This is a genomic window from Streptomyces sp. OR43, from assembly GCF_008042275.1.
Lineage (GTDB): Bacteria > Actinomycetota > Actinomycetes > Streptomycetales > Streptomycetaceae > Streptomyces.
The window spans coordinates 1-6,527 of the sequence record NZ_RDBK01000100.1; the positions used below are offsets into that span (position 1 = coordinate 1).

Genomic DNA, 6,527 nt, shown 5'->3' on the forward strand with positions numbered 1-6,527 from the left:
CCGTATCCCGCCCCCGCCCCAGCCGCACCGCGTCCAGCGCCAGCATCAGCTCCACCAGTTCGCGCGGCCGCGACAACGACCGGGACGTGAGCTCCTCCAGCCGCCGCAACCGGTTCAGCACCGTGTTCCGGTGGCAGCACAGCCGTACCGCCGTGCGCCCGGCTGATCCTCCGCACTCCACCCACGCGTCCAGCGTCGACACCAGCAGCGCCCGGTCCGTGGGATCACGGGCCAGCAGCGCCCCGAACACGTCCGTGGCCAGGTAGTTCGCCAGGGCCGGCTGCCCCGCCACCAAGGCCCCGGGGACCCTGTCCTCCAGGCACACGACCGCCTCCCCGCCCTCCCCGCAGGTCAGCAGCGCCGCATCGGCCAGCCGGCGGGCCGTGCCCAGGGCGGACAGGCCGTCCACCACCGGGCTCACCCCACCGGGGCCGGGGCCCGTGCCGGACAACAGCACGGCGACGGCGGCCGGATCCGCCTCGCCCAGTGCCACCACCGCGATCTCCCGGTCCGGCCGCGACCGCCACAGCAGCCGCATCCCGTGGGCGTCGGCCGGACGGTTCCAGGCGCACCCGCGCTCCGCGACGACCGCCACCGCGTAGCGGCCCTGCTCCGGCAGCCCCAGTACCGCACCGGCGAGCGCCGCGAGGTCCTGCCCGGTCTCGTCGTCCAGCAGCGCGTCGAGCAGCGCCCACCCCCGCCCGTCCCCGCGCTGCCGCATGCCCGCTCCGATCTCCGCRCGCCCCTGGGGGCCGATTCCCTGCCCGGGCCCCGGCCCGCTCCACCGGACCGCCGTCGTGAGGATGACACCGGTGCGGGCCGGGGGCGACAGCACACAGCCCGCCTCTGTGCGCGTGCACAACCGGCCGCCTTCCGCACGGGGCACCCGCAGCGTTTCGGCCGGTGACCGTGGACGCGGAGCCCGCCCGCTGCTGGTCTGTGGCCCCACACAGACACAGGGCAGGCAGGGCAGGGCAGGACGGAAACCGGCGGACACCGCCGGTCACGACCGGCCCGCGACCCCTGCGCACCACGAATCGACACATCGATGCCCAGACACGATCGATGTCAGGACAAGGCGGAAGGAGGAGGACGCATGGCAACGCTCGAGATCCGCGCACTGTCCGTGGGCTACGGCCCGGTACGGTCCCTGCGCGACGTCTCCCTCGATGTGCCGGCCGGCGCGATCACCGCCGTACTCGGCGGCAACGGGGCCGGGAAGACCACGCTGCTGCGGGCCATCTCGCGGACCCTCGGCTTCCACCGCGGGACGGGTACGGGCACCGTCCGCTTCGACGGACGCCCCCTGGACGGGCTGCGGCCCGCCCAGGTGGTGGCCGCCGGAGTGGTCCAGGTACCCGAAGGACGACAGGTGTTCGCCCGCATGACGGTGGCCGACAACCTGCGGGCGGGCGCCCTCGGAGCCCGTGGCGGGCGCAAGGCGTCGGCGGGCGCGCTGACCCGCGTACACGAGCTGTTCCCGGTGCTGGCCCAGCGGGCGCACCAGCGCGCCGGGCTGCTGTCGGGCGGCGAACAGCAGATGCTGGCGATGGGGCGGGCCCTGATGGCCCGGCCCCGGCTGCTGCTGCTCGACGAACCCTCGCTCGGGCTCGCCCCGCTGATGGCGCAGCGCATCGCCGAGACCGTGCAGGAGATCAACGCCTCGGGCACCTCCGTCCTGCTCGTCGAGCAGAACGCGGCGATCGCCCTGCGGCTCGCCTCCACGGCCTACGTCCTGGAGGTCGGCGAGGTCACCCTGGAAGGGCCGGCCGACGAACTCGCCGCGTCCGACGAGGTACGCCGCCGCTACCTGGGCGTCGTCGACGAGACGGCCGCCGAGGACGCGGACCGGGCCGCCGGGTCCGTACGCGGCCTGAGCAGGTGGTCCGCGTGAGCGCCGTTCAGGAAACAGCCCCGGTCACCACGGCCCCCGCCGCACTCGCCGTCCGTGACGTCACCGTCCGCTTCGCCGGGCTCACCGCACTCGACGGCGTCTCCTTCACCGTGGAGCCGGGCAGCGTGCACGCCGTCATCGGTCCCAACGGGGCGGGCAAGTCGACCACGTTCAACGTGCTGTCCGGGGTGTACCGGGCGACATCCGGCAGCGTTCACCTCGGCACGACGGAACTCACCGGACTCGCCCCGCACAAGATCGCCCAACTGGGCGTCGCCCGTACCTTCCAGAACCTGGCGCTGCCCCCGCACGCCACCGTCACCGACAGCCTGCTCCTCGGCCGGCACCGGCTCACCCGCGCCGGGTTCGTCGCCAGCGGGCTGCGTCTGCCGTCCGCCGCGCGTGAGGCCCGCCGCCATCGGGAACGGGTCCGCGAGATCGCCGAGTTCATCGGTCTGGAGAGGGAGCTGGACCGGCCGGCCGGTGCCCTCCCGTACGGACAGCAGAAGCTCGTCGAACTCGGCCGCGCGCTGTGCATGGAGCCGCAGGTCCTCCTCCTGGACGAACCCGTCGCCGGGATGACCGCCGACGAACGGCGGCGCACCGCGGCGGTCGTGGCCGGGGTCCGGGACAGTCTCGGCATCTCGATCGTGCTCGTCGAACACGACATGGGCGTGGTGATGCGGCTCGCGGACGCCGTGACCGTACTCGACTTCGGACGCAGGATCTCCGGCGGCACCCCCGCCGAGGTCCAGAACGATCCGGCCGTCGTCCAGGCCTACTTGGGGGCACAGGAATGACCACCTTCATCGAACTCCTCCTCGGCGGCCTCTCCATCGGCTCGGTCTACGCACTCATCGCGCTCGGCTTCGTCGTCATCTTCAAGGCCACCGAGGTCGTCAACTTCGCCCACGCGTCCCTGCTCCTCGCGGGCGGCTACGTGACCGCGGTCCTCCACGACGACATCGGCTTCTGGCCCGCGCTCGCCGTCGGCATCGCGGGCGCGGCCGTCGTCGGAGCGGCGATCGAGTTCCTCGTGATGCGCCGCTACCGGGGCAGCGACCACAGCGTCCTCGCCATCGTCACCATCGGCGTCGACATCCTCCTCACCACCGAACTCACCCGGCGCATGGGCACGGACGTGCTGGCGCTGGGCGACCCGTGGGGGAACGGCGTCGTCACCATCGGAGGCGTCACCCTCGCCGAGACCCGGATCGCCGCCTTCCTCGCCGCGGGTCTGCTCATCACCGCGTTCCTGCTCGCCTTCCGCTTCACCTCCTGGGGCGTGTCGATGCGGGCCGCGGCCGAGAACCCGCAGACCGCGGCCCTGATGGGGATCAAGCTCGGCCGGGTCTCGCTCGCCGCCTGGGCGGTGGCCGGAGCGCTCGCCGCGGTGGCCGCGCTCTTCCTCACCGTCTTCCCCACACCCGGACTGGAACGGGCCACCTCACTGGCCGCGCTCAAGGCCTTCCCCGCGGCGATCCTCGGCGGACTCGACTCGACGACCGGGGCACTCGCCGGAGGCCTCATCGTCGGCGTCACCGAATCGCTCGCCACCGGTTACCAGAGCGACCTCTCCTTCCTGGGCCGCGGCATCGGCGACCTCGCCCCGTATCTGGTGATGGTGCTCGTGCTGCTCCTGCGGCCCGCGGGACTCTTCGGTACGAAGGAGCTCGCCCGTGTCTGAGACCACGACCACCGAGACCGCCGCGGCGCCCCGGCCGGCCACCCCGGGTGGCACCGCCCTCGCCGGCCGGCTGCGCCAACCGCGTACCTACCTCTGGGCCGTCGGCTCGGTACTGCTCCTCGCGTTTCCGTTCTACCTGGACCGCTTCTGGCTGCAGGCCGGACTCTTCGCGATGGCCGCGGCCATCGGTGCCATCGGGCTCAACCTCCTCACCGGCGCCACCGGCCAGCTCTCCATGGGACACGCTTTCTTCCTCGCGGTGGGCGCCTACGGCTACTGCGTCCTGGCGGGGGAGAGCAGTACGGAGAACGGGCACGAGCTCTCCGGGCTCGGCCTGCCCAGCTGGCTCGCCGCCGTGCTCGCGGTCCTCCTCGCGGGAGCCGCCGGCGGACTGTTCAGCCCCATCGCGAGCCGGCTGCGCGGCGCCTATCTCGGCATCGCCACGCTGGCCCTGATCTTCATCGGCCAGCACGTGCTGTTCAACGCCGGCTCCCTCACCGGAGGCTTCAACGGCCGTGCCGTGCCGCCCCTTTCACTCTTCGGCTTCGGCTTCGACGACACCGAGGTCCTTGTGGCCGGGGTGCCGTTCCAGTCCTCGGAGAAGCTCTGGTACGCGGCGCTGCTCGCCCTGCTCCTGAGCGGCCTCTTCGCCCGCGGCGTGCTGCGCGGCCGGCCGGGACGGGCGCTCAACGCCATCCGTGACCACCGCATCGCGGCAGGTGTGATGGGCGTGCCGGTGGCCCGCTACCGGGCGGGCGTCTTCGTCCTGTCCTCCATGTACGCCGGACTGGCGGGCGTCCTGCTCGCGCTGGTCTTCCAGCGGACCGTGCCCGAGTACTTCGGCATGGTCCTGTCCCTCGAATACCTCGCCATGATCGTCATCGGCGGGCTCGGCACCGTGGCGGGAGCGGTCGTCGGGGCCGCGTTCGTCTCGCTGCTGCCGCAGCTGCTCACCCACTACAGCGATTCCCTGCCCCTGGTCTCCGACCCCGGAACGGGCGGTCTGGCCCCGGGCGAGGCATCGCGCTATCTGTACGGCGCCGCGGTGGTCGCGGCTGTTCTGTTCCTGCCCGGCGGCCTGACACGTCTGATGAAGAATTCAGGGGAGAAGAAATGAAACTGCGTGTGTTCGGGGCCGTGTGCGCGGCCCTCACCCTCACCCTCGTGGGCTGCAGCGAGAAGGCCAAGTCCTCCGACGAGGGAACCCAGGACAAGGCCGGTGTGAAGACCGGCCAGGGCGTCACCGACAAGGTGATCTCGCTGGGCGCGCTCACCGACATGACCGGGGTCTACGCCTCGCTCGGCAAGAGCGTCACCCAGGCCCAGCAGCTCTGGGTCAAGCAGACCAACGCCGCGGGCGGCATCTGCGACCGCAAGGTCGAACTGACCGTGCGCGACCACGGATACGACCCGCAGAAGGCCATCGCCGGCTACACCGAACTGGCGCCGAAGGTGCTGGGCTTCGCCCAGTTCATCGGCTCGCCGTTCGTGGCGGCGGTCGAGGACCGCATCGACGGCCAGGACAAGGCACTCGTCCTGCCGCAGGCCTGGTCGGCGAACCTGGTCGGCAGCAAGTACATCCGTGTCATCGGCGCCACGTACGACGTCGAGACGATCAACCTGATCGACTACCTGCTCGCCGAGAAGCGCATCGCCAAGGGCGACAAGATCGGTCATGTCTACTTCGAGGGCGACTACGGCGAGAACGCGCTGGCCGGCTCGAAGTACGCGGCGAAGGAGGCGGGCCTCACCGTCGTCGAGCAGAAGATCAAGCCCACCGACAACGACATGACCGCCCAGGTCGCCGCGCTCAAGCAGGCCGGCGTCAAGGCTGTCATCGTCAGCGCCGGCCCGCGCCAGGCGGCCTCGCTGGTCGGTGTGGCCGCGGCCACCGGCTTCAAGGTCCCGGTCGTCGGCAACAACTCGGCGTTCGCGCCGCAGCTGCTGAAGACCCAGGCCGGTCCCGCCCTGGCGGCCGACTACTACGTCGCCGCCTCCACCCTCCCGATCGGCGACCCGGGCGCCGGCCCGGCGAAGCTCGCCAAGGAGTACGGCGCCGAGTACCCGAAGGACGGCCTCGACAACGGCGTCATCGCGGGCTACAACGCGGCGAGCCTGTTCGGCGAGGCGCTGAAGAAGGCCTGCGCCTCGAAGGACCTCACCCGTGAGGGCATCGACAAGGCGCTGCTCACCATCACCGACTTCGGCAGCGACTTCGGGATGCCGCACGACTTCTCCGACCCGGCGGCTCCCTCCACCCGGGAGAGCGTGATCATGAAGCCGGACGCCAAGACGCCCGGCGGACTCAAGGTCGTCAGGCCCGCGGAGGCGGCCGCGGCGGCGAAGTCGTACACGCTGAAGTAGGCACGGCAGCACACGAGCCCCGGGGCGGCACGCGTGACGCGTGCCGCCCCGGGGCATGTCCGGGTCAGCTGGTGTAGGCCTCCAGTTCGGAGAGCTGCGCGGCCGGCCAGCCGGTGTTGCCGGTGAACGTCAGCCGCAGATAGCGGGCGGACGTTCCGGGCAGGGTGACGGTCGCCCGGTTGCCGCTCGACGGATCGAAGGTGTAACCCGCGGAGGACCTGAGCGAGTTGAACGTGTTGTTGTCGGTGCTGCCCGCCACGCTCAGGGTCTGCGTACGGGTGGACCAGGCGGCCGCCGGGGGCAGCTTCAGGACCAGCCGCTTGACCGCCTTGGCCGCGCCGAGATCCACAGTGATGGTCTGCGGGAAGGCGTGGTTGCTGCTCTCCCAGTAGCTGTTGGCGTCGCCGTCCACGGCCCGGGACGCGCTGTACACGTCGGCGTGGCCGGAGTCGGTGACCGTGCGACCGTCACCCTGCCCGGAACGTCCGCCCGCTATCTGCGGCTGACGTTCACCGGCAACACCGGCTGGCCGGCCGCGCAGCTCTCCGAACTGGAGGCCTACACCAGCTGACCCGGACATGC

General features: G+C 71.8%; 7 protein-coding genes and 1 pseudogene. 6 read left to right on the top strand and 2 right to left on the bottom strand.

Annotated features, from left to right (window positions below):
- Positions 1 to 721, bottom strand: a 721-nt coding sequence (locus tag EAO72_RS41085) for a PucR family transcriptional regulator (RefSeq protein WP_148022486.1), incomplete at its 3' end; no start/stop codon positions are given.
- A gap of 375 nt (positions 722 to 1,096) precedes the next feature.
- On the opposite strand from EAO72_RS41085, the gene EAO72_RS41090 reads away from it, so the two are divergent.
- The 5 genes from EAO72_RS41090 to EAO72_RS41110 are packed head-to-tail and all read left to right on the top strand — an operon-like array spanning position 1,097 to position 5,945.
- Positions 1,097 to 1,894 carry an ABC transporter ATP-binding protein gene (locus EAO72_RS41090; RefSeq protein WP_148022487.1) on the top strand — a complete coding sequence of 266 codons (798 nt, stop codon included), beginning with the start codon at positions 1,097 to 1,099 and terminating at the stop codon, positions 1,892 to 1,894.
- Positions 1,882 to 2,694: an ABC transporter ATP-binding protein gene (locus EAO72_RS41095; RefSeq protein WP_187285453.1), complete on the top strand. Its 813-nt coding sequence runs from the start codon at positions 1,882 to 1,884 to the stop codon at positions 2,692 to 2,694. Before EAO72_RS41090 ends, EAO72_RS41095 begins: the two co-directional genes overlap by 13 nt.
- Positions 2,691 to 3,581: a branched-chain amino acid ABC transporter permease gene (locus EAO72_RS41100; protein WP_148022489.1), complete on the top strand. Its 891-nt coding sequence runs from the start codon at positions 2,691 to 2,693 to the stop codon at positions 3,579 to 3,581. The genes EAO72_RS41095 and EAO72_RS41100 overlap by 4 nt, the downstream gene beginning before the upstream one ends.
- Positions 3,574 to 4,698: a branched-chain amino acid ABC transporter permease gene (locus EAO72_RS41105; RefSeq protein ID WP_410090566.1), complete on the top strand. Its 1,125-nt coding sequence runs from the start codon at positions 3,574 to 3,576 to the stop codon at positions 4,696 to 4,698. Before EAO72_RS41100 ends, EAO72_RS41105 begins: the two co-directional genes overlap by 8 nt.
- Positions 4,695 to 5,945, top strand: a complete 1,251-nt coding sequence (locus EAO72_RS41110; RefSeq protein ID WP_148022490.1) for an ABC transporter substrate-binding protein — start codon at positions 4,695 to 4,697, stop codon at positions 5,943 to 5,945. The genes EAO72_RS41105 and EAO72_RS41110 overlap by 4 nt, the downstream gene beginning before the upstream one ends.
- Before the next feature lie 64 nt (positions 5,946 to 6,009).
- Here the strand turns inward: EAO72_RS41110 and EAO72_RS41115 are convergent.
- Positions 6,010 to 6,411: pseudogene (locus EAO72_RS41115) on the bottom strand (discoidin domain-containing protein); the annotation flags it as partial.
- Here EAO72_RS41115 and EAO72_RS43690 point away from each other — a divergent pair.
- A complete protein-coding gene (locus EAO72_RS43690; RefSeq protein WP_261991876.1) occupies positions 6,385 to 6,516 on the top strand; it encodes a hypothetical protein in 132 nt (43 codons plus the stop codon). The pseudogene EAO72_RS41115 and the gene EAO72_RS43690 overlap by 27 nt on opposite strands.
- Positions 6,517 to 6,527: the final 11 nt, after the last annotated feature.

Excerpts from the sequence above, each read along its gene's own strand:
- EAO72_RS41090 (WP_148022487.1), top strand. The coding sequence starts at position 1,097 with ATGGCAACGCTCGAGATCCGCGCACTGTCCGTGGGCTACGGCCCGGTA.
- EAO72_RS41100 (WP_148022489.1), top strand. The coding sequence starts at position 2,691 with ATGACCACCTTCATCGAACTCCTCCTCGGCGGCCTCTCCATCGGCTCG.
- EAO72_RS41110 (WP_148022490.1), top strand. The coding sequence starts at position 4,695 with ATGAAACTGCGTGTGTTCGGGGCCGTGTGCGCGGCCCTCACCCTCACC.